Below are 669 nucleotides of genomic sequence, written 5' to 3' on the forward strand. Positions count from 1 at the left end.
GCCAGGATCCAGGCGCCGTCGAGATCGCCGAGCACCAGCGGGCGAATGCCGAGCGGATCACGGCAACCGATCATCTTCTTGGCAGTCATCGCCACCAGCGCGAAGGCGCCTTCGACCTGGCGCACCGCATCGATGAAGCGCGAGTTGAGATCGTGTTCCCTGCTGGTGGCGACCAGATGAAGCAGCGTCTCGGTGTCGGAGGTCGACGAGAAGATCGCGCCTTGTTTCTGCAGCGCGCGCTGCACCGTCATGGCGTTGGTGAGATTGCCGTTGTGGGCGACGGCGAAGCCGCCGTCGGCGAGCTCGGCGAAAAACGGCTGGATGTTGCGCTGGCCGGCGCCGCCTGTGGTGGCGTAGCGCGTGTGGCCGATCGCGCGGTTGCCTTGGAGGCTGTCGATGACGCGCTGCTTGGTGAAGGTGTCGCCGATCAGGCCGACATGATGTTCGACATGGAACTGGGTGCCGTCATAGGAAACGATACCGGCCGCTTCCTGGCCGCGATGCTGCAACGCATGCAGGCCGAGCGTGACGATAGCCGCGGCGTCCTGCCGGCCAAAAATACCGAACACACCGCATTCGTCATGGAAATGATCGTCAGCTTCGGCGGAAAGCACGTCGTCTGCGTCTGCCATCTTCAGCTCCGCTAAAGTCGCTATATAGTGTGATGAC

At 62.9% G+C, this 669-nt stretch carries 1 protein-coding gene; it reads right to left on the reverse strand.

Features of this window, described 5'->3' with window-relative positions; all coding sequences use genetic code 11:
* Window positions 1-632: class II glutamine amidotransferase (locus EOA86_RS37265; RefSeq protein WP_206630281.1), on the reverse strand; the 632-nt coding region annotated here is incomplete at its 3' end.
* Between the last annotated feature and the right edge of the window lie 37 nt (window positions 633-669).

Source organism: Mesorhizobium sp. M5C.F.Ca.IN.020.32.2.1, assembly GCF_004023105.1.
Classification (GTDB): domain Bacteria; phylum Pseudomonadota; class Alphaproteobacteria; order Rhizobiales; family Rhizobiaceae; genus Mesorhizobium; species Mesorhizobium wenxiniae.